Below are 24,744 nucleotides of genomic sequence, written 5' to 3'. Positions count from 1 at the left end.
GTTGTCATTGGCTCGTGTCAGAATCCCTCTTCTACATGTCTGTGAGGGTGGCGCGCGTCGCTACCCCTGGCCGACCATCTCGTCCTCGTCTTCCCACTCCTGCTCGCGGAGTTCGTACTTCTGGACCTTCCCGGTCGCCGTCGTGGGCAGTTCCTCGACGAACTCCACCCGGCGAACGACTTTGTAGGTCGCCAGTTGTTCGCGGGTGAACGTCCGGAGGTCCTCGGCTGTCACACCGGGGTTGTCGGGGTCACCGGAGTTCGGGACCACGAAGGCCTTCGGCGTCTCGCCCCACTCGTCGCTCGGCGCAGGGATGACCGCGACGTCGCTGACGGCGTCGTGTTCGTAAAGCGTGTCCTCCAGTTCGATGCTGGAGATGTTCTCGCCGCCGGAGATGATGATGTCCTTCTTGCGGTCGCGGATGGCGATCATGCCGTCTTCGTCGACCGTCGCCAGGTCGCCCATGTGGTAGTAGCCCTCGACGCGGTCCGAGAAGGCCTCCTCGGTCTGTTCGGGCTTGTTCCAGTAGCGGTCCATCACCTGATTGCCGCGGACGACGACTTCCCCCAGCGTCTCATCGTCGTGGGGCACGTCGTTGCCGTCCTCGTCGACGACCCGGACGTCTGTCCCGAGATAGCCGATGCCCTGCCGCTTCTTGACGCTGAAGCGGGCGTCGCTGCCGTCGTCGAAGAAGCGGCGAGCGTCGGAGGTCGTGACAAGCGGGCCGGTCTCGGTCGCGCCGTAGACGTGTTTCAGATACCAGCCGAAGTCGTCCTCGACGGTCCGGATGACTGCTTCCGGCGGCGCGCTGCCGGCCGTGGCGATGCGAACGTCGTTGGCTCCCGTTGTCTCGATGTCGCCATCGTGGTCGTCGTAGCGGTCCGCCAGAATGTTCAGCACCGTCGGCGCGCCACAGAGGTAGGACACGTCCTCGGTCCTGATGGCCTCGAAGATGCCCTCGGCGTCGACGCCGCGGGTGCAGACGTGTTTCGCGCCCATCCCCGTCACGGAGAAGATGTGGCCCCAGCCGTTGACGTGGAACATCGGGAGCGTCCAGAGGTACACGTCGTCGTCCGAGATCTCCTGGTGGAGCGCGACGATGTAAGCGTGGAGCGTTTCGGTACGATGGGTCCGGCAGACGCCCTTCGGGTCGCCGGTCGTCCCCGACGTGTAGTTGATGGTGATGAGGTCGTCCTCGTCCATCTCGGGGCGGTCGTAGTCGGTCCCCGCCTCCTCGATGATGTCGTCGAAGGACTCCCAGTCACCGTCGACGGCGTCGGTGTCGTTGGTGACGAAAATTTCGGTGGGCACCTCGTCGCGGATCGGCTCGATTTTATCCGCGTATTCGTAGTCCGCGTAGACGGCGTCGACCTCCGCATCCGAGAGAATATATTCGAAATCGTCCGGCACGAGCCGGTAGTTCAGTGGTGTGTGGACTGCGCCCAGTTGCATGGTCCCGTAGGCCGCTTCGAGCTGGTAGTGCGTGTTCGGGTCCAGCACGGCCACCCGGTCCCCCTTCTCGATGCCGCGGGCAGCCATCGCCGCAGAGAACCCGTCGGCTCGCTCGCCGAATTCGTCGTATGTGAAGCGCTCGCCGGTCGTGGCGACGATGGCCTCTTTATCCCCGTAGTATTCCCGCGCCCGGTCGAGAAAATCCGTGGTAAGCAGTGGCTTATGCATCTCAGGCTATCGTATGGTTAATCATGATAAAGTGGTTGTGATACTCCCCTGATCTTGCTGTCTCAGAACGGGTCATATTTTGGGTGTCCGTCGAACCACAGTCGCTTTGGGGATAGCGTCCCCAGTTTTCGCCAATGAGTACAGCGACGGCGGACGTTTCGAAGCGGCAGGCGTGGGTGATGGCCGCGCGGCCACAAACACTGCCTGCCGGGGCCGCGCCGGTCATCGTCGGGATGGGCTTGGCAGTCCACGCCGGCGTCTTCGCTCTATTGCCGGCAGTCGCAGCGCTGGTGGGTGCGCTGCTCATCCAGATTGGAACGAACTTCGCGAACGACTACTACGACGCGGTGAAGGGGGCCGACACCGACGAACGCGAGGGGTTCACCCGAGTGACCGCTGGCGGCCTCATCGACGCCGACGAAGTCAAACGAGCGATGATCGCGACCTACGGGCTCGCCGTCGTCATCGGTATTTATCTCGTTGCCGTCGGCGGCCTTCCCATCGTCGTCGTCGGCCTCTCGGGTATCGCCGCCGGGATTCTCTACACCGGTGGTCCGTTCCCTTACGGCTACCGCGGTCTGGGCGACCTGTTCGTGTTCGTTTACTTTGGCGTCATCGCGGTCACCGGCACATATTACGTGCAGGCTGTTGCGAGCGCAAGCGGCGTCGGCACGTTCCCGATGACACTCCCGCCGGGGTCAGTCACTGCCGCCGCTATCACGGCGAGCCTCCCGGCGGCCGGCCTGTCGACCGCGATTCTCGTCGTCAACAACATCCGCGACCGCGAGACGGACCGCGCCGCGGGCAAGAAGACCTTGGCCGTCTACATGGGCTACAGATGGAGCCGCGTCGAATTTCTCCTGCTGGTCGGGATGGCCTACGCTGTCCCGGTCGTGTTCGCCCTTGACGGCCAGTACGGGCTGCCGGCACTGGCTCCGCTGTTGACCCTGCCACTGGCGGCGACGATTTCGAAAACAGTCCTCACGCAGACCAGCGGCGACGCGCTGAACCCGACGCTTGAACGGGTCGGCCAGACGCTGTTCGCCCACTCCGTTCTGTTCGCGCTGGGACTCGCCATCCCACAGTTACTATGAAGGTCGACTCGTTCTCGCTCCCGCTGTCGAGTCCGCTTGCCACCGCCCGCGAGACTATCAGCCAGCGTTCAGGGTTCGTCGTCCGCTACGACCACCGCGGCGAAACGGGTGTCGGCGAAGCCACGCCGCTTCCGGGCTGGACTGAGTCCGCCGACGACTGTCAGCGCGCGCTCGATGACGCGACCACAGTCGCGGCCGACGGCGGGCACACAGACATTCTCCTCTCGCTTGACGCCGCATCGGTTCCCGCCGCCCGCCACGGCTTCGCGACCGCGCTGCTGGACGCCGACGCCAGGGCCGATGGCGTGCCGCTATACCGGTGGTTCGACTCCGACAGGCACTGTAATCGCGTCCCGGTCAACGCGACAGTCGGCGACGGGTCCCCGACCGAAACCGCCGACGCCGTCGAGCGGGCGGTCGCGGCCGGCTACGACTGCTGTAAGGTCAAGGTCGGGAAGCGAACCGTTGACGAAGATGTCGCGCGCGTTCGGACCGTCCGTGAGCGCGTGGGCGACGACGTGACCCTGCGGGCCGACGCCAACGGCGCGTGGTCCCGCGAGAAGGCCGCAGACGCCATCGACCGGCTCGCCCCGCTGGACGTGGCCTACGTCGAACAGCCGCTCCCGGCCGACGACCTCACCGGCCACGCCAAGCTTCGGGGCTATGGCGTCGGCGTCGCACTTGATGAGTCGCTCGTCGACCGTCGGGTCGACAGCGTGCTCGACGCCGACGCAGCCGACGTGTTGATACTGAAACCGATGGTGCTGGGCGGCCCGGGCAACGCCCACACGCTGGCGATGCGCGCCCGCGAGCAGGGCGTCGAGCCGGTCGTCACGACGACTATCGACGCGGTCGTCGCCCGCCTCGCGGCGCTACACGTCGCCGCCGCGATTCCTGACGTTTCGGCCTGCGGTCTGGCGACCGGCGACAGACTGGCCGTCGACCTCGCGCCGGACCCGACGACGGTGACCGACGGCGCGATGTCGGTCCCCCAGTCGACCGGCCTCGGCATCAATCCAGCAGAGGTGGAAACCGATGCGTGACCCAATCGACTGGCCGACGAAAGACCTCGTGACCCACCGGGCGAGCGCCACGCCAAACCGGACGGCGATGGTTGCGGCGGACGCAGGCAACGAGGCGACATACCGCGAACTCGACGCCGCCGTCGACGCGGTGGCCGCCGACTTCGACCGGCGACTCGACGCAGACCCAACCGTCGCGACACTCCTGCCGACCCGACCCGAAACCGGGACGCTCCTGTTCGCAACGATGCGACTGGGCGCGACGCTCGCGCCGCTGAACGTCGAACTCGACGCGGCGACGCTCCGGGCACAGTGTGCGACCGTCGAGGCGGACCTGCTGGTCTGTGAGCCGTCGACGCGCGACCTCGCCGCGGAAGCGGCGACGTGCCCGGTCGTCTCGGTGGCAGACCTCCCGGTCCAGCCGGACGGAGCGAGTGCCGACCGGGAGTCCGACGTGACGCCGGCGGCCCTCTCCCGGACGGACACCCAGCTCGTCGTCTTCACCTCGGGGACCACGAGCGAACCCAAGGGCGTCCGGCTGACGGTCGGCAACCTCGTCGCCAGCGCCGTCGCGTCCTCCTACCGGCTGGGCGTCCTGCCGACGGACCGCTGGCTGGTCTGCCTGCCGACCTACCACATGGGCGGGCTGGCCCCGTTCGTCCGGAGCGCGCTGTACGGCACGGCGGTCGTCGTCCAGCGGTCGTTCGACGCCGACGCGACCCAGCGGGTCATCGCGGAGCACGGGGCGACGGGCGTCTCGCTGGTGCCGACGATGCTCTCGCGATTGCTCGATGCGGGCTGGGAACCGCCGTCCGCGCTCCGGTTCGTCCTGCTCGGCGGCGGGCCGGCGACCGAGGCGCTCGTCGACCGCTGTCGGGAGCGGGGCGTCCCGGTCTGTCCCACCTACGGGATGACCGAGACGGCGTCCCAGATAGCGACGGCCCGGCCGGAGACGGCCTTCGACTATGCCGGCACCGTCGGCCAGCCGCTCGCGTTCACCGACGTGACGGTCGTTTCGGACGGGGAGCCCTGCGATCCCGGTGAACGCGGCGAGATAGTCGTCGACGGTCCCACAGTGACGTCGGGCTATCTAAGCGGCGACGGCGCGGCGTTCGGCGAGTTCGGCTTCCGGACAGGCGACCTGGGCTACCGCGACGGCGACGGCCGCCTCTGGGTCGAGGGCCGCGTCGACGACCGTATCGTCACCGGCGGCGAGAACGTCGACGCGGGCACGGTCGCCGCGGCGGTTCGGGACCACCGCGCCGTCGAGGACGCGGCCGTGGTGGGTCTGCCGGACGAGGAGTGGGGCCAGCGGGTCGCCGCGCTGGTCGTCGGGGACGTGACGCCCGCGGCCGTCCGCGAGCACTGCGCCGGGCGGCTCGCGGCCTACGAGGTCCCGAAGACGGTCCGGGTCGTCGACGGGCTCCCGCGGACGCCCTCGGGCACCGTCGACCGCGAGGCCGTCCGGTCGCGGCTCAGGACTGCCAGCGAATCGGACGAATCGGCATAGCGGACTGGGGGCCACAGCCAAGCGGTTTTCTACGTCGATAGCGTATAGAAGCCCGTGTGTACAATCGTCCTCGCGTGGCAGGTCTTCGACGGCACGCCCGTCGCGGTCGCAGCGAACCGCGACGAGCGACTCGACAGGCCGTCACAGCCGCCGCGACAGCGCCACTGGGGGAGTCGCGTCGTCGCGCCCGCCGACCAAGAAGCTGACGGCACGTGGATAGGTTACAACGAGCACGGCCTGCTAGCGGCGGTGACGAACCGCTGGATCGACACCGATCTTGCCGGCGACCGCTCACGCGGCCTGCTCGTCCGGGACGCGCTGAGCCACGAAACGGCCGAATCAGCCGCCCGCGCTGTCGAACAGGCGACCAGAGAGGCCGAATACTCGGGATTCAATCTTCTGCTGGCAGACGAGAACGCCGCCGTGCTGCTGGAATGGGACGGGCAGCTCGCGGTCCGGAACTTCCAGCCCGGGGTTCACGTCGTCGTCAACGTCGGCGCGGACGGCGACTACCGGATTCCATCGCGTCGGCCCGACGCCGGCGAGGAGCAGGCGAACAACGCGGCGCGGCTACACGAGGCCATGCGACCGGAACCGGGCGAGTCCGCCGGCGAATGGATTGACCGGGCAGGCGAAACCATCAGCGACCACGAGTACGGCGTCTGCGTCCACGGCGACGGATTCGGGACGCGGTCGTCGTCGCTCATCACACTGGGTGCCGACCACGAGTATCAGCACGCGGCCGGGCCGCCATGTCGGACGCCGTACCGCCCGGTCGAAGGTCAGATTTAAGCGGCCGACTCACGGTATGAGTAATACATGAGTTCAGCAGCGTCGGAGGCGGACCTTTCTGATGGTGAGCGGGCCGGGCTTGAACTGATTCGGGAGTCCGGTGGCATCCACCAGAGCGACTTCTGGAAGGAACTCGACGTCTCCTCGCGAAAGGGGAGTCGCATCGTCGAGTCCCTGTTCGAGAAGGACCTCATTCAGCGTGAGGAGACGGTGTACGATGGCCACAACACGTACTACCTGACGCCTGCGGCCCGCGATCTGGATTTCTCGCTCCTGATGGCCGGTGACCAGCTCTCGCCGTTTATCGGCGATGAAGAAGTCGACCCCCACGACGATACTTTCTCGCAGTGGGTCATGACGCTGGCCTACGAGGACTGAGCGCGCAGTTCCTTCCGTTCCGTCGGCTCAGTAGTGCCAGGGCACGTCGTCGAAGTCCGGGTCCCGGCCCTCGTTGAAGGCGTCACGACCCTCCTGTGCTTCGTCGGTCATATAGGCCAGCCGGGTCGCCTCGCCGGCGAACACCTGCTGGCCGACCATCCCGTCCGAGTCGAGGTTGAAGGCGTACTTCAGCATCCGCATCGCCGTCGGCGACTTCTCGTTCATCCGCTCGGCCCACTCGATAGCGGTGTCTTCGAGGTCTTCGTGTGGCACGACTTCGTTGACCATCCCCATCTCGGCGGCTTCCTCGCCGCTGTAGGTCTTGCCGAGGAAGAACACCTCGCGGGCCTTCTTCTGGCCCACCTGTCGGGCGAGGTACGCCGAGCCGAAGCCACCGTCGAAACTGCCCACGTCGGGGTCCGTCTGGAGGAACTTCGCGTGCTCCTCGCTGGCGAGCGTGAGGTCACAGACGACGTGCAGGGAGTGGCCACCGCCGACGGCCCACCCCGGGACGACGGCGACCACGGGCTTTGGAATGTGACGGATCTGGCGCTGGACTTCGAGGATGTGGAGGCGGCCGACGTTCTCGGGGGCGTCCGGGTCGCCGACGTCTCGCGGGTCGCCGGACTCCCCGCTCGACCGCTCCGAGTCGCTCCGCGACTCGCTATCTTCGTCCGCCTGATACTCGTACCCGCTCTCGCCCCGGATGGACTGGTCCCCGCCGGAACAGAAGGCCCAGCCCCCGTCCTTCTCAGAGGGGCCGTTCCCGGTCAGGAGGACACAGCCAACGTCGGTCTGGCGCTTGGCGTGGTCCAGCGCCGTCGCGAGTTCGTCGACCGTCTCCGGGCGGAAGGCGTTGCGCTTCTCGGGCCGGTCGAAGGCGATGCGGACTGCGCCCGTCTCCGTCGAGCGGTGGTAGGTGATATCGGTGAAGTCGAACCGGTCGACGGCGGTCCAGCGGGCCGGGTCGAATAGCTCAGAGACCATACCGTGGCTCGGGACGGCCCTCGCAAAAAGATTCCTCGTATCCACGCGGGAGCAAACGCTTTGGTTCCGCAGGCGTGAACGGGCTAGCGATGCCCTCCAACCCGAACAGCAAGGCGGTGATAGGGATACTCGCAGGCCTCTCCGTGGCTATCGTCCTGTACAGCCTGCTTATCGTCCAGCAGATTCTCCTCGGCCTGCTAGTGGCCGTTGTCCCCTGGGTTCTGTATCTAATCGTGCGGTTCGTGTTCACGCTCGAACGCATCGCGGCGGCGCTCGAACGCCTCGCGAGGGACCGCGAGTCGTCCGGCCGTGGCGCGGAGACTGACGGAGGCGTCGAGGAGGAGTGACCGACCAGAGCCGCGGACGGGTGGTTCGGCCGCCATGAGCGAGACGTTCTACGAGATACTGGGCGTCCCGACTGACGCGTCGACGGCGGCCATCGAAACGGCCTATCGGGAACGACTGAAAGAGACACACCCCGACGTGAGCGACGCTGCTGACGCCGGCGAGGCGACACAGCGGCTCATCGAAGCCCGGGACGTGCTCACCGACGAGGACGAGCGGGCGCGATACGACCGGCTGGGTCACGACGCCTACGTTGCGGGCGAGAGCAATATAGCAGACGCCCACAGCAGTGACGTGGCCGAAGCGGCACGGCGGGCGGGCTATGGCGGATCTCCGTCAGGTAGCGACCGGACCGAGGCAAGCGCTGGTCAGGGCACGTCCCGGACAAGCGCCCGGGAGCGAGAACAACGAGAACGGGCTGCAAGGGAGCGCGTCGCCGAAGACAGAGCCGACCGCTCGACGACCGACACCGATGCGTCGTCGAGCGACGAACAGTCGACCGATCCGACCAGCGGAACGGCGGCCGCGTCGAACGCAGGTTCCACCCGTCGCTCCGGGGCTGCTGCGACTAGCGATTTCAGCGACAATGCCGGCGGCGAGGCCACATGGAGTTCGTCGGCCACGTACTCCGTTCGCCAGACCGACACGCCGTCCCGCGGGTCGCTTCTGGAGATGCCGACCGGCCGGGGGCTGACGCTGTTTGCCATCACGTTCGCCCTCTATCCGGTGATGCTGTTCAGCGCACTGTTGCCGGCGTTCCCCCTGTGGGTCAACCTGACAATCGGGGCCTGTACCCTCTTCATGGTCGGCTACCTCCAGTCCGAGCCCACGATTGCGATTATGGTATTTGGGAGCTGGAGCCTGACGACGGCGGTGTTGCTGGTGGTCTTGAACATCAGCGCGCTCTCGCTCATTGGGGCGCTCGCGCTGTCGGGGACGTGGCTCCCGTTCGGACTCTCGCTGTTGACAGCGTCGGTGTTGCGGCTCTGAAAAATCAGTCGCCGGCGAGGGCCTCGGCGACCTGTTCGGCAAGCCGGTCTCTGACTGCGTGGCTGTCGCCGGCATCGAACTGGACCTCGATGACCTGTGTCCCATCGCTCCGGACTGACTCGCCGAACCGCTCGCGGAACGCCCGGCGGTCGGCCACCCGCTCGAACTCAAGCGAATAGAGCGCCTCTGTCGGCTCGAAATCGAGACCGTGTGGCGTCCGAAACTGGTCTTCAAAGGTGGGGTGGTCCTCGATTGGGAGCATGTGGAAGATGCCGCCGCCGTCGTTGTTGACGAGGACGACCGTCGCGTCCACGCCACAGCGCCCGAGCGCGAGCAGGCCGTTCATGTCGTGGTAGTATGCCAGGTCGCCGGTGACGAGCACGAGCGGGTCCGCCGTCGCGCTGCCGGCCCCGAGCGCCGTCGACGTGATGCCGTCGATGCCGCTGGCCCCGCGGTTGCCCAGCACGGTCAGGTCGGCGTCGCGGGGCCGCCCGAAGCGGTCCACGTCCCGCACCGGCATGCTGTTGGAGACGAACAGCGTGGCTGGGTCCGGGGCCAGCGCGGCCACGTCCGCGAGAACGCCGCCCTCCCAGTAGGTTTCGGCGACCGTTTCGTCGACGGCCGCCCAGTGGACCCGTTCCGCCCCGGCGAACCGCTCGCGCCACGACTCCGAACCGCCACCCAGCGGCTCCGCCGCGAGCGCGTCCGCGGTAGCGTCGGAGTCGGCGACGAGCAGGTCTGTCGCCGTGAATTCGGCCTCCGGCCAGCCGCCGCTCGGGTCGACGACGAACTGCCGGCAGTCGGCGTCACGGAGGTAATGTCGCAGCGGCTTCGAGGTCGGTGACGCGCCAAAGCGGACGACCACGTCGGGGTCGCCCCACTCCTCGACGCCGCCGCTGCCGAGATAGCCGTCGTAGCCGCCACAGACCGGCACGTCGAGGCGGTCGACGTGGGGGCCGAACCGCAGGTCCGACAGCGGGTCCGCGAGGACGGGGAAGCCCGTCGCCGACGCCAGTCGCTCCAGCGAGGCGGCACCGAGCCCCTGGTCGGCCGGCCCGGCGACGATGAGGCCCCGTTCGGCGGTCCGGATCGCCGCTCGAACGCGGCGCACCGTCTCCTCGTCCGGTTCGGCGACGCCCTCGCTGGTCGAGACGAACGGGCCGTCGCGGCCGGCTTCGGCCGCGTCGTCGCCGCCCGCCCAGTCGTCCGGGACGCCGGCCGGATCGTCCGCGGGCGTCGGCGTCGGTTCCAGCGGCTTCCGGAACCGACAGTTCAGGTGGACCGGGCCCGGGTCAGCGCCGGTGCTTTCGGTGAGCGCACGGGCCGCCGTGGTCCGGAGCATCCGCATCTTCCGGGGCTCGGCCTCGGGTTCGGGCATGTCCCGATACCACCGGACGGCATCGCCGTAGAGTTTCTCCTGGTCGACGGTCTGGTTCGCGCCGCTGTCGATGAGCTCCGGCGGTCGGTCCGCCGTCAACAGGAGCAGCGGGACGCCTGACTGGTTCGCCTCGATGACTGCCGGGTGGTAGTTCGCGGCCGCAGTTCCCGAGGTACAGACCAGCGGCGTCGGCTCGCCGGTCCGGCGGGCCCGGCCCAGCGCGAAGAAGGCCGCCGAGCGCTCGTCGAGGTGGGAGAACACCTCGACCTCGGGGTGTTCGGCGAAGGCCACCGTCAGCGGCGTCGAGCGGCTGCCGGGCGAGAGACACGCTGCGTCGACGCCGCCGGCGACGAGTTCGGAAACGAGTGTCTCCGCCCACAGCGTGTTGACGTTCGGCGCGGTCATTCCAGTTCGTCCAGAATCGGCCGGTACTTGAGCTGGACCTCGTCCCACTCGCGGTCGGGGTCGCTGTCGGCGACGATGCCCGCGCCCGCAAAGAGGGTCGTCTTCTGCTCCGTGGCGACGGCCGAGCGGATGCCGACGGCGAAAGTCCCGTTGCCGGCGGCGTCGACCCAGCCGATAGGGGCGGCGTACCAGCCGCGGTCGAACGCCTCAGTCTCGCGTATCGTCCGCAGCGCGGCGTCCGGCGGCAGGCCGCCGACGGCCGGCGTCGGGTGGAGCGCCTCGACAAGTGAGAGGACGTGCTCGTCGTCGTCGAGTTCGGCCGTTATCGACGTGCGCAGGTGCTGGACCGTGGCGAGCCGGCGGACCGTTCGGTCGCCGATGCGGACCGTCGAGGCGAACGGCTCCAGCTGGTCGCGTATCGCGTCGGCGACGAGCTTCTGCTCGTGGCGGTCCTTCTCGCTATCGAGGAGTTCGGCGGCGAGCCACTCGTCCTCGGCGGGCGTGTCGCCCCGGCCCGTCGAGCCGGCGAGCGCCTCTGTCCTGACGGTGCGCCCGCGGACCGAGACCAGCCGCTCCGGCGTGGCCCCGAAGAAGGTGCCGCCGGCCTCGGGCGACAGCATGAACCGGTAGCAGTCCGGATAGGTCCGGGACAGCCGCGCCATCACGTCGGGGACCGACAGGTCGGTCTCCAGCGCGACCCTGAGACTCTGTGCGAGGACGACCTTCTGGAGGTCGCCGCAGTCGACGCTTGCGATGGCGGCCGACACCTGCTCGCGCCAGCCGTCTTGTGTTGGCGTGCGCTTCCGGTGTGAAATTCCCGGTGGGGTGCCCGGCTCGCGTTCGGTGTCTGTGGCTAGCCTGTCGCGCCACTCACCCAGTAGCGTCTCAGCTTCGGTCGCGGCCTCGGGACCTGTCGCAATCGCCGTGAGCCAGGCGTCGTCGTCTCTCCTTGTCACCTGTATCTCGGGGAGAAAAAACGCCGCGCTTGGGAACCCATCCCAGGGAGAGTCCTCCCCTTCGTGTGTTCCGTTGTGGAAAGCGAACCCACCGAACGCTCGCGGTCGAGCGATGCTCGGGAGGCTGTCGGGAACGGAGCAGTCATCGAACAGCGCTTCGAGCGCTGTCCGAACGTCGTCGAACCGCGACTGCCCGTCGGCAGTCACAGTCGCCGCGCTCCCGCGGGCTGCGATTGATTCTGTACCGGCCGCCCAGAAGAACCGGGGGCGAGCGTCTGTCTCCAGTACCGCTCGCACCGGTGCATCGTCGAGGCGACACCCGCGTGCGACGACCGTTGTCTCACCAACCGTCGTCCCGTCACCACGCAGTGGTTCCATCAGCCATGTCTTAGGATTGCGCACCTTTGAGCCTAACTATACGCTCGATTCCGCGCACAACCGGACCGCCGCCCGGAGCCGCCGAGTTCTCGCCGTTCTGACCTGCCACGCGACGTGACAGTAACCGGATTCCGATTCGCGGAAATTAATATCTGAGTTTACGAACTTCCTCTCTCAGTTCTACAATTGTAATTCTGCAATCTCCGAACATACCCCCGTCAGGTTTAAATAGGGCATAGTCGAAGCCCCCTATGTTGCGATGCCTAAGGTAGAGATCAATATCCCGGAACACCTGGAGATGCAGATCGCGCAGCTCGTCGAAAAAGGCGAGTTCCTCAACCGCGAGGAAGCCATCGAGGACCTCCTATCGACCGGGCTCAAGGCGTACAAAACCTCCGGACCACAGGACGAAGACGAGGAACCAGGGTTCGAAGAAGACGGCATGATGGGCCACGACGACGAGTACGTCTTCTGAAAATACAGGCGTGAGCGTCTGGTATCCCTTCTCAAGCAATTCTTATGCACATGCCACCGCATACTGTAGCTATGCACAAAGACGAGCTTCTCGAGCTACACGAGCAGATGGTGACGATTATGGAGTACTTCCGCGACGACATGGACTCGGTTGACCCCGACCTGTTCGACGCCTACCAGGAACTCGACGTGCGTCCCTCCGACGTGCACAAATCGAAGAGCGAACACAAACACGCCGTGTTCGTGCTCGGAAACTCGCTGGCGACGGCGATGAGCGAAGACGAATTTTCTGACGCGGGCCGTGTCAGCAAGCGGATGAAGGAACTGGCCGAGGACGCCGAGCGGAAACTGTAAGCAGGCTGGCCCTGCGTCGGATTCTCTCGTCTTTATTTCGATCCGTCTCTCCCGTTGGCTACGACCGTTCACCGTTGAGTTCTGTGAACACCTCCGGGTCTGTCTTGAACTTCAGGACATTGTGAACGACCGAGTTCCGGACGTTCTGGATCACGTCGCCGTGTTCCTTATAGAAGTCGTGTATCCAGCGGGATTCGGCCGTTCGGCTCGGGAACATCATCACTGACTTCCACTGATATTCACCGTCGGAGAGGAAGTAAAAGAGCGTGTGCCGGTCGTCCCGGATGGACACCATCGCGTCGTGCCAGGAGTCGGCGAAATGCTCGGGATTGAACTTGAACTCGAACAGTGCGAAATTGAACAGTTCCTCGTTCGGGACGATGGTCTCCCGGAAAACGTCCGCGTCACGCATCTCTCGGATCGATTCGCTGACCGTTACGTGAGACACGTCGATGTCGTACTCGGACTCCAGCAGGTCCGCAAGCTCGCGGGACGACCGCTGGGGGTCCGCCGAGAGCTCTCGCAGAATGTACATATCCCGCTCGCTGAACTCCCAGTCCGGGGGGTTGTCGGTCATGTCAGAACTCCCGTCCCGGCGGAGGGACAGACGCGCTCAGTCACGGTACGTGTGCTCGGTCGAATCTGCGTTGGAAAGCTCGTAGACATTATCTGTCTGCTGACTACCGATTGCTGACTCAGTGGTTGCGTCGGTCACAGTAATCAACTTACTGGCCCTCGAACTCCGGGTCGCGTTTCTCGACGAACGCGGTCGTCCCTTCCTCGTGATCGGCAGTCGTGAACGCGACACCCTGCGCGGTGGCTTCGTTTTCGAGTGCCTGTTCCAGCGAACTGTCCAGGCTTCGGTTGACCAGCCGCTTGGCGTGCCCGAGTGCGACCGTCGGTCCAGCGGCGATATCCGCGACAAGCGCCGAAAACTCCGACTCGAACGTCTCTGCGTCGAACACCCGGGTAAACAGCCCGAGTTCCTCGGCCGCCGCAGCATCCAGTAGTTCGCCGGTAAACAGGAGGTCTTTGGCCTTGTTCGGGCCGACGATACGTGGAAGGAAATAGGAGACGCCGGAGTCACACGCCAGTCCGACCTGCCGGAAGCCAAAGCCGATCTGGCCGGCAGTGCTTGCGATCTGTATATCACAGGCCAGCGCGAGTCCTGCGCCGGCACCGAAGGCGGGGCCGTCGATTTTTGCGACGACCGGGAGCGGACAGCTATGGACGGTCCGAATCGCTTCGTGGAGCGACGAAACCACCAGTTCGACCTGCGTGGCCGGCGGTCGGTCGTGTTTCACGCCCTGTAACATCGCATTGATATCTCCGCCAGCGCAAAACGCCGGTCCCGCACCCTCCAGTACGACACACCGGGCGTCGCTGTCCATCACTGCTTCGAACTGCGCGGTGAGTGCGTCGGCCAACTCTGCCGACAGGGCGTTCCGCGACTCCGGCTGGTTCAGCGTTACTGTGGCGATTCCGTCGTCAACAGACAGCGTCACGGTCGCGTCTTCCATACGTTGGCCCTCGACCGGCGGCAAGATAACAGTGGTGTCCGTCAGCGCCTGCCAGACCAACATCGTTGGGCAGTACCTTTTGGCCGGGCTGGTCCGTGTACTACGTATGCGTCTCCACTGGCATCGCCGTGACCTCCGGCCGACGGACAATGCTGGCCTCGCCGCGGCGACACCGTCCGACCGGGTTGTCCCGGTGTTCGTCTTCGACAGGGCCGTGCTCGACCACGCTGGCCCACCACGGGTCGTGTTCATGCTGGACGCGCTCGACAGTTTGCGCGAGTGGTACCGCGACCGCGGCAGTGACCTGATTGTAGCTGAGGGCGACCCCACCTCCGTTTTGCCAGAGCTGGCAGCCGAGTACGGCGCCGAAAAAGTCACCTGGGGCAAGGATTACTCCGGGCTCGCACGGGAACGTGACGCGGCCGTCCGGCAAGCCCTCGACGATGCGGACGTGGCCCGCGAGGCCGTCCAGAACGCCGTGTTGCACGAACCCGGTGAGATTACGACGAACGACGGCGACCCCTACAGCGTCTTCACCTACTTTGGCCGGAAATGGCACGACCGCGAGAAGGCGGCTCCCTATGAGCCGCCGTCAGCCGACGAACTGGCCGACGTCGACGGCGATACGCTCCCGACACTGGCCGACCTCGGCTTCGAGGAACCGGAAGCGGACGTGCCAGCGGCGGGAACCGATGAAGCGCGCGCCCTGCTCAATGACTTCCTCGACGAGAACGTCTACGAGTACGAGGAGCGCCGGGACTTCCCGGCTGACGAGTGCACGTCCCGGCTCTCGGCTCATCTGAAGTTCGGTACCATCGGTATTCGCGAGGTGTACGACCGCACGCAGGACGCCAAGGAGGGGACCGGCGGCGACCGTCGCGAGTCCGTCCGTGAGTTCCAGTCCCAGCTGGCCTGGCGAGAGTTTTACACGCAAGTACTGTTTGCCCATCCCCACGTCGTCAGTTCGAACTACAAGTCCTACGAGAATCCAATAGAGTGGGAAAACGACGAAGAGCTGTTGCAGGCCTGGAAAGACGGCGAGACGGGCTATCCCATCGTCGACGCCGGAATGCGACAGCTCCGGGAGGAAGCCTACATGCACAACCGCGTCCGGATGATCGTCGCCTCCTTCCTCACCAAGGACCTACTCATCGACTGGCGGCACGGCTACGAGTGGTTCCGGGAGAAACTGGTCGACCACGACACGGCCAACGACAACGGCGGCTGGCAGTGGGCAGCCTCAACGGGGACCGACGCACAGCCCTACTTCCGCATCTTCAATCCGATGACACAGGGTGAAGACTACGACCCGAGCGCCGAGTACATCAAGGAGTACGTCCCGGAGTTACGGGACGCTGCGCCAGAAGTTATCCACGACTGGAACGAGTGCTCGCTCACACAACGGCGCAACGCTGCGCCGGAGTACCCGGACCCAGTTGTCGACCACAGTGAGCGACGCGAGCAAGCCCTCGCGATGTTCGAGCAGGCCAGAGGAGACGACTAGGGCGGCTTCGTTCTGCTTTGCTGAACTCTCCCGGGCGCTTACACGCGAAACGAAGGCGCTCGATAGCGTCTCTGCCACGGGCCGTCACCGCTCTGTCTCGCTGTCCTTGTCTAGTGCTACCAAATGGCTCCTAAACGTTTAACAGGCAGCCGCGCGACAGATATTGATGGAGGCGTTTTCATATGTCCGAACACTCAAATCCCGAACTGCCACCGCTCCCGTACGACTACGACGCACTGGAGCCACACATCTCCGAGCAGGTGCTCACCTGGCACCACGACACCCACCACCAGGGGTACGTAAACGGCCTCGAATCGGCCGAGGAGACGCTCGCCGAGAACCGCGAGTCCGGTGACTTCGGCTCGAGCGCTGCTGCGATGGGCAACGTCACCCACAACGGCTGTGGGCACTATCTCCACACGCTGTTCTGGGAGAACATGGACCCCAACGGCGGCGGTGAGCCGGAGGGTGCCCTCCGTGACCGCATCGAGGAGGACTTCGGCTCTTACGAAGGCTGGAAAGGCGAGTTCGAAGCCGCCGCATCTGCCGCCGGCGGCTGGGCGCTGCTCGTGTACGACCCCGTTGCCAAGCAACTGCGCAACGTGCCGGTCGACAAGCACGACCAGGGCGCACTCTGGGGCTCCCATCCCATCCTCGCGCTCGACGTCTGGGAGCACTCCTATTACTACGACTACGGTCCCGCCCGCGGTGACTTCATCGACGCCTTCTTCGAGGTCGTCGACTGGGACAAGGCTGCTGAAGAGTACGAGAAGTCGGTCAGTCACTTCGAGTAAGGGACGACCATCGACGTTTTTTGCAGCGGTGCTGGTCCTCTGAGCGCTATCTGAACCGATAGCGAGTAGTTCAACGTTAATATCTAACGACGGCAACAAAAAATATCGATGCGCTCGTAGCAGACTACGGAACAGCAGGGTTACGGGAGGATATAGTTTTATAAGATGTGCATCACTGGTAAGTGGTATGTCTCGCGATACCAATCGGCGAGCGTTCCTGAAGCGAACCGGGGCGATAAGCACTGTCGGTCTGCTCGGCGGATTAGCAGGCTGCTCGACCGAACAGACCGGCGGAGATGGCGGAGACGGCGGGGACGGGGGTGATGGCGGAATGACCGGAACCGGGACCGAGTCCGGTGGCGACAGCGGTCCGGAGTCTCCGGACGTGCTGATGGTCGTCGGCTACCCCCAGAGTGGTGTCCAACTGTTCAAGGACTTCTATGCCGACTATGGCGACGACGCCGCCGATATCCTCGTCACCGACGGACTGCAGGACGGGGAGCTGCCGAGCAACGTCGGCAACGATATGTCGAACGCCCGTGGCACGGCCCCGTCGGCGGCCGGTCCCGGCGTCGATACGTTCACCGACCTGTTCACCTCCGAATTCGATTACGACGAGGCCGGCGTGTTCACCTCACAGGCCTACGACGCGACGGCAGTTCAGATTCTCGCGAACGTGTTGGCCGGCGAAAACGACGGACAAGCCGTCCGGAATCACATGCGCGTCGTCGCCAACCCCGGGGGTGACACGTACGGTCCCTCCGAACTGCCAGCGGCCGTCGAAGCGGCCGCCGCGGGCGAGAACATCCAGTACGAGGGGGCGTCGAGTGCAGTCAACTTCGACGAAAACGGGGACATGGCCTCCGCGCAGTATCAGGTCTTTGGCTTCCAGGACGGCGGTGGCATCGAATCGCTCAGCACCGTCGACTTCAACGCTGGCGACGACATCCCGCAGCCGGAACCAAACGGCTCCGGGAGCGACTCCGGACGGACGATCCGGTTCGGTGTGCTGATGCCCGAGACCGGCGATCTCGGGCCGCTCGGAAGGCCAATCCGCGACGGCGCGATACTTCCGGCCCTGCAACTCGAAGGCGAGGTCGACTTCGAGTTCGACTATCAGGTCGGTGACACCCAGACGCAGGCGCAGGCGGGCATCGACGCGGCCAACTCACTGGTCAGTGCGGGCTATCCGTCTATCACCGGTGCGGCCAGCTCCGAAACGTCGATACAGGTCGCCAGGAACGTGCTCATCGACAGCGGCGTCGTCGGCTGTTCGCCGGCGTCCACGTCGCCGACGATTACCGACCTCGAAGACAACGACTACATGTTCCGTACCCCACCCAGCGACGCCCTGCAGGGGCAGGTCCTGGCGCAAGTCGGCGTGGACGAACTCGGTGCCGAGACTGCATCGACGCTGTACGTGAACAACAGCTACGGGCAGGCGTTGCAGGAGGCGTTTGCCGGCGCGTTCGAAGCGGAGGGCGGAACCATCGTCAATCAGGTCGGCTTCGAGCAACAACAGTCGTCCTACACGTCTGAGATCAACAGTGCGATGAACCAGTAACGGGGCCGCAGCGCCGACCGTTTTTATTTATCCGCCAAGGAAGTCCTGTCGAACCTGCTCGTCGTTGAGGAGAACCGTTCCGTCGTCCTCGTAGCGGTTCTGCCCCTGTACGAGCACGTAACCCCGATCACACCGCCGAAGTGCCTCTTTTGCGTTTTGCTCGACCATCAGAATAGCCGTGCCGTCGTCATTGATGCGGTCGATGCGGTCGAACATATCGTCAACGAGGTCGGGAGCGAGCCCGGCGGACGGCTCGTCGAGCAACAGCAGGTCGGGGTCGAGCATCAGCGCCCGGCCCATGGCGAGCATCTGCTGTTGGCCGCCCGACAGCGTCCCGGCCGACTGGTCGGACCGCTCCCGGAGAATCGGGAACCGCTCATACACGTCCTCGATGCGGTTCTCCGGGACCTCGTCGAGGATGTACGCGCCCATCTCGAGGTTCTCGCGGACGCTCAGCGAGCCGAACACGTTGCCGGTCTGGGGCACGTAGCTGATTCCCTCGTAAATGATTTCGTCGGGATTTCGCTGACTGATATCGGTCCCGTCGAAGATGACATCCCCGCCCATGTACGTCGTCAGGCCGAAGACGGACTTCATCACTGTCGACTTGCCGGCTCCGTTCGGGCCGACGATGACGACGTACTCGCCGTCCGCAACGTCCATGTGGACGTCACTCAGGACCTGCAGGTCGCCGTAGCCCGCATCGAGGTCCCGGATGGCGAGAAGTCGCTCGGCTGGGTTAGGGAGCGTGACAGTCTCGGACTCCGTTGCACGCTGGCTCATACGTCACCTCCCAGATACGCCTCGAGTACCCGCTCGTCCGACTTGATGGTCTCGGCGTCCCCTTCGGCGAGGACGCTCCCCTGGTGCATGACGATGATGTGTTCGCAGTTGTTCATAATGACATCCATGTCGTGTTCGACCAGCAGGAAGGTCAGGCCCTGCTCTCGGCGGAGTTCGTGGATCCGCTCCAGCAACTTCTCTTCGAGCGTCGGATTGACGCCGGCGAGTGGTTCGTCCAGCAGGATCATCTCGGGGTCGGTCATCAGGACCCGCGCCATCTCAAGCAGCTTTCGCTGGCCGCCCGACAGATTGCCGGCGTTCTCGTGTGCGAGGTGATCGATCTCGAAGAACTCCAGCGTCTCCCACGCGCGGTCGCGAACGGCGGTCTCGTCCGCGATCACGTCGCCGCGAAGCCCCGGCGTCACCGACCGGATGACCGATTCACCGACCTGCCCGCCCGGCGCGAGCATTACGTTCTCTATGACGGTCATGTCGGACAGTTCGCGGGCGATCTGGAACGTCCGGACTAGCCCGCGGTTTGCGAGCGTGTACGGCGCGAGCCCGGTGATATTCTGGCCGTCAAAGGTAACCCGACCGCCAGTCGGCTCGTGGATGCCCGTGATGCAGTTGAACGTCGTCGACTTGCCGGCCCCGTTCGGCCCGATGAGGCCAGTGAGCGACCCCTCTGCGACGGAGAACGTCGCCCCGTCGACCGCGACGACGCCACCGAACTCCTTGCGGAGGCCGTCGACTTCCAGCAGTGGCGACTCGATCGCGTCGCTCGTGACGGCGGTCTCCTGTCGCGGTGCAGCATCAGGTTCACTCATCTGCCTCACCTCCTGACCCTGACTGCGATCTATCGAGGCGCACGCTCGTTGCGGGTTCGTTCCGGTGGCCAAGCAGCCCCTCTGGCTGGTTCTGAATGATGTATATCAGCACGACGCCGATGAGAACGAACCGGAGCGTACTGACGTTGCTAATGGTGTATGCGAGGAGAGGAAGTGGATCCAGCGACCCGAGCCCGGCGACTGCGTCGATGATGTTGCCGGGTGCGCGAGTGCCGCCAAGAGTGACGTTCTCGCCCAGTCGGGCGGGCAGGTAGAACAGCAGCCCGGAGAACGTCGCTGCGCCGATGATACTCCCGGTGTTGGATCCGGAGCCGCCGATGATGAGCGCCGCGAACACGTAGAACGTAATCGTCGGTCTGAACTGCTGCGGGCTGACGTAGCCCGCCTGTCCGCGGAACAGGACGCCGGCCAGCCCCATCAGCGCACAGCCGATCATGAACGTCTTGATTTTGAACAGCCGGGTGTCCTTGCCCAGTGACTGGGTCACGGTCTCGTCCTCGCGGATCGCTTTCAGCACGCGGCCGAACGGCGAATTGGTGATTCGAGCGAGCACCCAGTAGCTCGCGGCCACGACCAGCAAGAGGAGTATTCCGTACGTGAGGTTCGCCAGGTTCGGCCCGGAGACGCCGACACCCTCCGCAGCGGTAACGAGTGGCTGCCCGACGCCGTTGATAAGCGTCGACGCCACCTCGTTCGCGGACTTGAACGAGATACCAGTCGCGCCGCCGGTTCCGAACGGCACCCCGAACAGCGAGACCTCGGCGAGGCCGTTCCAGTTGACGATAAGCCGGATGATCTCGGAGAACGCAACCGTCACGATGGCGAGGTAGTCTGCTTTCAGTCGAAGCGCCGGTAGCGCTGCGAGGCCGCCGACGATAGCGGCCATCACCATGCCGCCGATGAGGCCGAACCACAGCGGGAGGCCGAAGCCCGGGACCGCCCCGGCAGCCGGGTCAGTTGGCGCGGTGAGCACCGCCGTCGTGTACGCGCCGACGGCCATGAACCCCGCGATGCCGATATTGAACAGGCCGGTGTATCCCCACTGGAGATTCAGCGCCAGCGCGAGGATGGCATAGCCACCGATAAGAACGGTCACGCTGCCGACGAAGCCGGCGGCGAGGTTCGTCCAGTTCGCACCGCCGACAGCGATTGCCAGCACGAGCATGACGGCCCAGATACTGGCGATGAAGCCGAGAACTAGCCCTACGTCTGGGAGTGCGTCCAGACGGTCTCGAACAGTATCAACAGTACTCATGCTGTCGACACCCCCCCGAAGATGCCGGACGGGCGCAACAGCAAGACGACGATGAGCACCAGAAACGCGGAAGCCCGGGTCAGCCCAGATGGCAACCAGATCAGGGCCAGACTGTCAACCAACCCGATGAGGACGCCGCCGGCCATCGCCCCGTATATCGAGCCGATACCGCCGACGATAACGGCGGCAAAGATGAGCAACAGCAGTATCCAACCGAAATTGAACGCGATGGTGCCGCTTTCCAGAACAAGGAGGTAGCCGCCGATGCCCGCCAGGCCGCCACCGAGAATCCAGGTGAGCCGGATCACGCGTTCAGTCGGAATCCCGGTCACGCGTGCGAGATCCTCGTTGTCAGCCATCGCCCGCATTGCTTTGCCCAGTTTCGTCCGCTGTAGCAGAAGGTGGACGCCGAGCATCAGCAGGACCGACACTACCAGCAGAGTGATTTCGTTGTCGGTCACCGAGACCATCGAGAAAACGGTCACCCGAAGCCCGCCGCTTGCGACCCCACTGGTCTGCGTGCCGAAGACGAACGCGATGAGATAGCGCAGCGCGAGCGCGACGCCGATTGACGCAATCAACAACGAGATGTTGTCCGTGTCGCGCATGGGGCGATAGGTGAGGCGGTCGATAAGTAACACGATACCGATGGACCCAACGCCGGCGATGACGAGACCCAGAAGCACCGGACCGAACGTCGAAACGGTGCTCAACTGCCGTCCCGAGTTAAGCATAAACAGCTCTGAAATCGGGGCTCCGGTCCCGAGGCCAGCGGTGATATAAGCGGCGACCCATCCCAGGAACGCCCCGACAGTCACCGTGTCCCCATGTGCGAAGTTAGCGAAGTCGAGGATGCTGTATGTCATCGACAGGCCGATTCCGGCGAGTCCAACCGCTAGTCCGACGAGCAGCCCGTCCACCACCATCGAGAGCAACGAGCCCACAGTGAGGGAGCCACCCAGCAACTTGGTTCCGAGGAAGAACACGGTTGTCCCAGCGAGCTTTGCAACTAAATCCAGCAAGAGGAAGCCACTTACAGCGGCTACCACTGCTGCGCCCGGCCGATCGCCCACCACTACGCGGCCGTCTCTTGCGAACTCAGCAATTCCCATAGGTTACCGTTCGTTGGACCCTCCTCTCTAAATAACCCACCGGAAATTTATGCGAAATACCGGTGTAGAAGCCAAGACACCGGTGTCAAAACAGGAATCGCCCCCTCCCATGGTCACGTGTTAGACGAGAGACAACCGATACCACGGGACAGAGTGCCGATTGAATCTACTTCGAACCCGGTGAGGGCTGTGAGATCGAGCGCCCGCACGGCGCGCGACACCGGTTTCGGTCACCAGCACCTTCGTTGTACTCGTATCGAGAAATCACCGGACACCGGCCCGATACTGACTGAGAACAGTGCTATTCACAGCGCTTTTATGCGGTCCATCGATGATATACGACAGATGGTACGCCTGGTCGTCGCCAGTCTCGTGCTGGTTCTCTTGCTGGGAAGCGGTGCCGCGCCGCTGGCGGTGGCACAGCCGACCGACGAGAGCGTCGGCGTCCAGACGCCGGACAGGTTCGACCGGACGACGTTCCAGGTCACGCTGTATCAGAACGGGTCCGCGGAGTGGGCTATCCTCCACAGGACCCCGCTCACGAACGAGTCCGAGCAACAGCAGTTCGAGGAGTTCGCCGCGGAGTTCGAGCAGTCAGAGCAGCCATTATACCAGAACTTCGTCAGGCAGTCGACGCTGCTGACGCAGTACGGGACGAACGTGACCGGCCGGAACATGAGTGCGACCGACTACGACCGGTCGGCAACGGTCGACCCGCTCCAGAACACTGGGACGGTGAAGATGTCGTTCCGCTGGCATAATTTCGCGGTCGTCGAGGGCGATGCAGTGGTTGTCAGCGACGTATTCGACGGCGGGTTCTACATCGGGTCGAGTCAGTCGTTCGTCTTTGAGCGCGGCCCCGAACTGACGTTCGTCGATGTCCAGCCGGACCCGGACTCACAGAGCGCCCCTGACTCGCTCGAAAACAGCGCGAGTGTCACGTGGAACGGCGAGCAGTCGTTCAACGACCGCCGGCCCTACGTGGAACTGGAACCGCGCGAGACCGGGCAGAATACCGAGACGGAGCGCGGTACCACGGCGGCTGCCGACGCCCCTGACGGGTCCAGTGGCGGGCCATCGTGGATGCTCCCGGCTGTCGTCATCTTTATCGCCCTCGTCGCCGGCGGTGCGGCCGCGTGGCGGTCCGGCGCGCTGGGACAGGTGCTGGGAACCGACGACGACGAACCGCCCGCTTCGACACCGTCAGCCGCTGCGGCCACGGAGCAGCCGTCGTCGGCTCCGCCGGGCGATGCAACAGCGGACACCGATACGCCCGACGAACCGGCGGTCCCTGACGAGGAGTTACTCACCGACAGCGACCGCGTCCGCAAGCTGCTGGAGGAGAACGGCGGCCGAATGAAGCAGGTGGATATCGTCGACAGCACCGACTGGTCGAAGTCGAAAGTGAGCATGCTCCTCTCTGACATGGAAGACGACGGCGATATCTCGAAGCTCAGGGTCGGCCGCGAGAACATAATCAGCCTCGCCGGTCAGGAACCCGACGCCGCTGGATCACCGTTTGACGATGAGTGATACGTCCGGCTGTGCGTCCGTGTGACATTTCGCTACCGCAGAGAGCTGGTAATAGTTACAGCGACCAGTATGATAAACCAGCACAGGGCGGGGCTGAAACGCAATGATTATACGTATCTCCTCGCTACGAAGTTGTGTACGCTCCGTTGGTGTAGTCCGGCCAATCATATCACCCTCTCACGGTGATGACTAGGGTTCAAATCCCTGACGGAGCATTTCTCTCCGATTCACTGAAACCGCTAAGTGCTGTGACCGACAGTATTTGTGTCCCCCAGTCCAAGCAGGCGGTATGCGCGTCGCGGTAGTCACGGTCGGAGACGAACTGCTCAGTGGCGAGACGGTCAACACGAACGCCGCGTGGCTGGGACAACAGCTCGCGGAGCGGGGCGTCACTGTCGGACGGACGACGGTCGTCCCCGACGAGATCGCGGACATCGCCCGCGTGGTCAACGAGTACCACGCGGAGTTCGATGCCGTCATCGTCACCGGCGGCCTCGGACCGACGCACGACGACAAAACCATCGAGGCCGTCGCCGCGGCGTTCGGCCGGGACGTCGTCGAGAGCGAGGACGCCATCGCGTGGCTGGAGGAACACGGCGGGTATACGCGCGACGACCTGACCGATGGGACCGGCGAGGTGCCGGAGGGGTCCCGTGTCTTGTCCAATCACGAGGGCGTCGCACCCGGCTGTGTCGTCGAGAGCTGTTACGTCTTGCCGGGCGTGCCGGCCGAGATGAAGCGGATGTTCGAGGAGGTCGCCGACGAGTTCACCGGCGAGCAGCGGTACGTGCGCACCGTCGACGCCGATGAGCCCGAGAGCGCGCTGCTCGACCGACTCGCGGAGGTACAGGAGCAGTTCCCGGTCAAGGTCGGTAGCTATCCGGGCGACCACGTGACCGTCCGGTTCGAGGGGACAGAGGAGAAGCTAGTCGAGGAGGCAGCGGCGTGGTTCAGCGAGCGCGTCGACTCACCAACGGCGGAGTGACTACCGGTAGAGATGGTTCAGCCAGAGAAACGTAAGCAGCAGGCCACCGAGCGTGATGACTGCGCCGGACGCGTTGATGATTCCTGTCTGGACGCCACTCTGG

General features: G+C 64.9%; 24 protein-coding genes and 1 tRNA gene. 15 read left to right on the top strand and 10 right to left on the bottom strand.

Annotated elements, in window-relative coordinates; all coding sequences use genetic code 11:
* Nucleotides 1-60: 60 nt before the first annotated feature.
* A complete protein-coding gene (locus BVU17_07220) occupies nt 61-1,680 on the bottom strand; it encodes a long-chain fatty acid--CoA ligase (protein AUG47322.1) in 1,620 nt (539 codons plus the stop codon).
* Nucleotides 1,681-1,814: 134 nt separating this feature from the next.
* On the opposite strand from BVU17_07220, the gene BVU17_07215 reads away from it, so the two are divergent.
* Genes BVU17_07215 through BVU17_07195 form a run of 5 tightly spaced genes read left to right on the top strand, consistent with a single transcriptional unit; the run spans nt 1,815 to nt 6,476 of the window.
* Nucleotides 1,815-2,774 carry a 1,4-dihydroxy-2-naphthoate polyprenyltransferase gene (locus tag BVU17_07215; protein AUG47321.1) on the top strand — a complete coding sequence of 320 codons (960 nt, stop codon included), beginning with the start codon at nt 1,815-1,817 and terminating at the stop codon, nt 2,772-2,774.
* Nucleotides 2,771-3,817 (top strand): o-succinylbenzoate synthase, encoded by a 1,047-nt coding sequence (locus BVU17_07210; GenBank protein ID AUG47320.1) that lies wholly within the window; start codon nt 2,771-2,773, stop codon nt 3,815-3,817. Before BVU17_07215 ends, BVU17_07210 begins: the two co-directional genes overlap by 4 nt.
* Nucleotides 3,810-5,306: a 2-succinylbenzoate-CoA ligase gene (locus BVU17_07205; protein ID AUG47319.1), complete on the top strand. Its 1,497-nt coding sequence runs from the start codon at nt 3,810-3,812 to the stop codon at nt 5,304-5,306. The genes BVU17_07210 and BVU17_07205 overlap by 8 nt, the downstream gene beginning before the upstream one ends.
* A 54-nt stretch (nt 5,307-5,360) precedes the next feature.
* Complete coding sequence (locus BVU17_07200) at nt 5,361-6,098, top strand: hypothetical protein (GenBank protein ID AUG47318.1); 738 nt, start codon at nt 5,361-5,363, stop codon at nt 6,096-6,098.
* 27 nt (nt 6,099-6,125) lie between these two features.
* On the top strand, nt 6,126-6,476 hold the full coding sequence (locus BVU17_07195; protein AUG47317.1) for a MarR family transcriptional regulator: 351 nt from the start codon (nt 6,126-6,128) through the stop codon (nt 6,474-6,476).
* 27 nt (nt 6,477-6,503) lie between these two features.
* On the opposite strand, the gene BVU17_07190 is transcribed toward BVU17_07195, so the two are convergent.
* Entirely contained in the window at nt 6,504-7,463 is a 960-nt protein-coding gene (locus BVU17_07190) for a 1,4-dihydroxy-2-naphthoyl-CoA synthase (GenBank protein ID AUG47316.1), read from the bottom strand.
* 89 nt (nt 7,464-7,552) lie between these two features.
* Between BVU17_07190 and BVU17_07185 the strand changes: the two genes are divergently transcribed.
* Nucleotides 7,553-7,810, top strand: coding sequence for a hypothetical protein (locus BVU17_07185; GenBank protein ID AUG47315.1), 258 nt, complete (start codon nt 7,553-7,555; stop codon nt 7,808-7,810).
* A 34-nt stretch (nt 7,811-7,844) separates the two neighbouring features.
* Complete coding sequence (locus tag BVU17_07180; protein ID AUG47314.1) at nt 7,845-8,798, top strand: molecular chaperone DnaJ; 954 nt, start codon at nt 7,845-7,847, stop codon at nt 8,796-8,798.
* 4 nt (nt 8,799-8,802) lie between these two features.
* On the opposite strand, the gene BVU17_07175 is transcribed toward BVU17_07180, so the two are convergent.
* Nucleotides 8,803-10,581: a 2-succinyl-5-enolpyruvyl-6-hydroxy-3-cyclohexene-1-carboxylic-acid synthase gene (locus BVU17_07175; GenBank protein ID AUG47313.1), complete on the bottom strand. Its 1,779-nt coding sequence runs from the start codon at nt 10,579-10,581 to the stop codon at nt 8,803-8,805.
* Nucleotides 10,578-11,915 (bottom strand): isochorismate synthase, encoded by a 1,338-nt coding sequence (locus tag BVU17_07170; protein ID AUG47312.1) that lies wholly within the window; start codon nt 11,913-11,915, stop codon nt 10,578-10,580. The genes BVU17_07175 and BVU17_07170 overlap by 4 nt, the downstream gene beginning before the upstream one ends.
* Nucleotides 11,916-12,174: 259 nt before the next feature.
* Between BVU17_07170 and BVU17_07165 the strand changes: the two genes are divergently transcribed.
* Both BVU17_07165 and BVU17_07160 read left to right on the top strand, forming a co-directional pair.
* Nucleotides 12,175-12,390 (top strand): cell surface protein, encoded by a 216-nt coding sequence (locus tag BVU17_07165; GenBank protein AUG47311.1) that lies wholly within the window; start codon nt 12,175-12,177, stop codon nt 12,388-12,390.
* Nucleotides 12,391-12,461: 71 nt separating this feature from the next.
* Entirely contained in the window at nt 12,462-12,743 is a 282-nt protein-coding gene (locus BVU17_07160; GenBank protein AUG47310.1) for a metal-binding protein, read from the top strand.
* Between the two features lie 58 nt (nt 12,744-12,801).
* On the opposite strand, the gene BVU17_07155 is transcribed toward BVU17_07160, so the two are convergent.
* Together BVU17_07155 and BVU17_07150 are read right to left on the bottom strand one after the other, a co-directional pair.
* The gene (locus BVU17_07155) at nt 12,802-13,320 is read right to left on the bottom strand and encodes a winged helix-turn-helix domain-containing protein (protein AUG47309.1); all 519 of its coding nucleotides are present in this window, start codon (nt 13,318-13,320) and stop codon (nt 12,802-12,804) included.
* Between the two features lie 148 nt (nt 13,321-13,468).
* The gene (locus BVU17_07150; GenBank protein ID AUG47308.1) at nt 13,469-14,263 is read right to left on the bottom strand and encodes an enoyl-CoA hydratase; all 795 of its coding nucleotides are present in this window, start codon (nt 14,261-14,263) and stop codon (nt 13,469-13,471) included.
* A 106-nt stretch (nt 14,264-14,369) separates the two neighbouring features.
* Between BVU17_07150 and BVU17_07145 the strand changes: the two genes are divergently transcribed.
* From BVU17_07145 to BVU17_07135, 3 genes are all read left to right on the top strand, one after another.
* Nucleotides 14,370-15,767 carry a deoxyribodipyrimidine photolyase gene (locus BVU17_07145; GenBank protein AUG47307.1) on the top strand — a complete coding sequence of 466 codons (1,398 nt, stop codon included), beginning with the start codon at nt 14,370-14,372 and terminating at the stop codon, nt 15,765-15,767.
* Nucleotides 15,768-15,949: 182 nt separating this feature from the next.
* Nucleotides 15,950-16,561, top strand: coding sequence for a superoxide dismutase (locus BVU17_07140; GenBank protein ID AUG47306.1), 612 nt, complete (start codon nt 15,950-15,952; stop codon nt 16,559-16,561).
* 187 nt (nt 16,562-16,748) lie between these two features.
* A complete protein-coding gene (locus tag BVU17_07135) occupies nt 16,749-18,125 on the top strand; it encodes a branched-chain amino acid ABC transporter substrate-binding protein (protein AUG47305.1) in 1,377 nt (458 codons plus the stop codon).
* Nucleotides 18,126-18,152: 27 nt separating this feature from the next.
* On the opposite strand, the gene BVU17_07130 is transcribed toward BVU17_07135, so the two are convergent.
* From BVU17_07130 to BVU17_07115, 4 genes are read right to left on the bottom strand one after another with little or no spacing between them, the layout of a single operon-like run.
* Nucleotides 18,153-18,908 (bottom strand): ABC transporter ATP-binding protein, encoded by a 756-nt coding sequence (locus tag BVU17_07130; protein ID AUG47304.1) that lies wholly within the window; start codon nt 18,906-18,908, stop codon nt 18,153-18,155.
* Nucleotides 18,905-19,735 carry an ABC transporter ATP-binding protein gene (locus BVU17_07125; protein ID AUG47303.1) on the bottom strand — a complete coding sequence of 277 codons (831 nt, stop codon included), beginning with the start codon at nt 19,733-19,735 and terminating at the stop codon, nt 18,905-18,907. Before BVU17_07125 ends, BVU17_07130 begins: the two co-directional genes overlap by 4 nt.
* A complete protein-coding gene (locus BVU17_07120; GenBank protein AUG47302.1) occupies nt 19,728-21,011 on the bottom strand; it encodes a branched-chain amino acid ABC transporter permease in 1,284 nt (427 codons plus the stop codon). The genes BVU17_07125 and BVU17_07120 overlap by 8 nt, the downstream gene beginning before the upstream one ends.
* A complete protein-coding gene (locus tag BVU17_07115) occupies nt 21,008-22,123 on the bottom strand; it encodes a branched-chain amino acid ABC transporter permease (protein ID AUG47301.1) in 1,116 nt (371 codons plus the stop codon). Before BVU17_07115 ends, BVU17_07120 begins: the two co-directional genes overlap by 4 nt.
* A 318-nt stretch (nt 22,124-22,441) precedes the next feature.
* Between BVU17_07115 and BVU17_07110 the strand changes: the two genes are divergently transcribed.
* The 3 genes from BVU17_07110 (at nt 22,442) to BVU17_07100 (ending at nt 24,641) form a co-directional block, all read left to right on the top strand.
* Nucleotides 22,442-23,656, top strand: a complete 1,215-nt coding sequence (locus tag BVU17_07110; protein ID AUG47300.1) for a hypothetical protein — start codon at nt 22,442-22,444, stop codon at nt 23,654-23,656.
* Nucleotides 23,657-23,796: 140 nt separating this feature from the next.
* Nucleotides 23,797-23,871, top strand: a tRNA-Glu gene (locus BVU17_07105).
* A 74-nt stretch (nt 23,872-23,945) separates the two neighbouring features.
* On the top strand, nt 23,946-24,641 hold the full coding sequence (locus BVU17_07100) for a competence/damage-inducible protein A (GenBank protein ID AUG47299.1): 696 nt from the start codon (nt 23,946-23,948) through the stop codon (nt 24,639-24,641).
* Nucleotides 24,642-24,744 lie beyond the last annotated feature (103 nt).

Origin of the sequence: Haloarcula taiwanensis (assembly GCA_002844335.1) — an archaeon.
Taxonomy (GTDB): domain Archaea; phylum Halobacteriota; class Halobacteria; order Halobacteriales; family Haloarculaceae; genus Haloarcula; species Haloarcula taiwanensis.
Note: the sequence above shows the minus strand (reverse complement) of the source record. Positions and strands in the feature narration are given on the sequence as shown.